Source organism: Paraburkholderia sp. RL17-383-BIF-A (genome assembly GCF_046028015.1).
Classification (GTDB): domain Bacteria; phylum Pseudomonadota; class Gammaproteobacteria; order Burkholderiales; family Burkholderiaceae; genus Paraburkholderia.
Window position 1 is genome coordinate 1 of record NZ_JARESR010000075.1, and the last position, 1,372, is coordinate 1,372.

At 63.1% G+C, this 1,372-nt stretch carries 1 protein-coding gene; it reads right to left on the reverse strand.

All coding sequences use genetic code 11. From position 1 onward, the window contains the following. Positions 1 to 41: 41 nt before the first annotated feature. Positions 42 to 1,316, reverse strand: coding sequence for an IS256 family transposase (locus P0D71_RS35975; RefSeq protein WP_143048384.1), 1,275 nt, complete (start codon positions 1,314 to 1,316; stop codon positions 42 to 44). Positions 1,317 to 1,372 lie beyond the last annotated feature (56 nt).

Genomic DNA, 1,372 nt, shown 5'->3' on the forward strand with positions numbered 1-1,372 from the left:
GGAACCTGTCCGTATTTTTGTGGGCGAGGCGGTTAGCGGAATTAACCGCGTGCCTGAGTAAAACGCTCACCAAACAGAATAGCGAACTGATTCATGGCGCTCGACCAGTCGAATGCCGTTCGCACGGACTTGTTAAGCACATTGCGCAGCGCCAGCCAGAGCAACTTGATGGCGGCCTCGTCGTTGGGGAAGTGGCCGCGGGTCTTGATGATCTTGCGTAGTTGCATGTTCAGACTCTCAATGGCGTTCGTGGTGTACACCACCCGGCGTATGTCGGGCGGAAACACGAAGAACGGCGTGACGTTCTCCCACGCCCGTCGCCACGACTGCACGATGGTCGGGTACTTCGCGCCCCATGGCCCTTCGGCAAAGGCCTCCAGGGCCTGCTGCGCGGCCTGTTCGTTCGCGGCGGCGTAGACCGGACGCAGCGCTGCGGCGACGCTTTTGCGATCCTTGTAGCTGGCGTATTCCAGGCTGTTGCGGATCAGGTGCACGATGCAGGTCTGCACGGCCGTGCGCGGGTACGCCGTGCCGATCGCCTCGGCCAGCCCCTTCAGGCCGTCGACCACCGCGATCAGGATGTCCTGGCAGCCCCGGGTCTTCAGTTCGTTGAACACCTTCAGCCAGAACTTCGCACCTTCGGTCTGCTCGATCCACAGGCCGAGCACGTCGCGCTGACCGTCGGCCTGGATGCCCAGCGCCAGATACACTGCCTTGTTGCTCACCACGCCGTCGCCACGGATCTTCACGCGCAGCGCGTCGAAGAACACCACCGGATACATCGGCTCGAGCGGACGGCTCTGCCAGGCGAGCGTTTCGGCCATGACTTCGTCGGTGACCGAGCTGATGAAGTCGGGGGAGACCTCGGTGCTGTAGCTTTCGGCCAGAAACGCCTGAATCTCGCGCACGCTCATGCCCCGGGCGTACATCGCGATAATGCGCTCGTCGAAGCCCGTGAATCGGCGCTCGTGTTTGGGAATCAGGATCGGCTCGAAGCTGCCATCGCGGTCGCGCGGCAGATCGACCCTGACCGGGCCGCGCTCGGTGATCACCGTCTTGCCGCTGGCGCCGTTGCGCTCGTTGGTCTGCTCAGAGGGCCTGGGCTGGCCGGGCCGGTAGCCCAGATGCATGCTCATCTCGGCGCCCATCGCCCGCTCGATCAGTGCCTTGTTGAACGCCAGCATCAGGTCCTGAACCTCGGCGGGCGTCATCGGGCCCTTCACCAGTTCATCGAGCAGCGCTTCTGGCAGTGCAGGCAGCGGCCCGCGGGCCGCTGCCTGCGAGGCGACAGTGCGTCTCTTCTTCATGATTGGCATATCCATGATCTTCATCCTTCATGATATGCCTCGCCCACGAAATTACGGATAGGCCC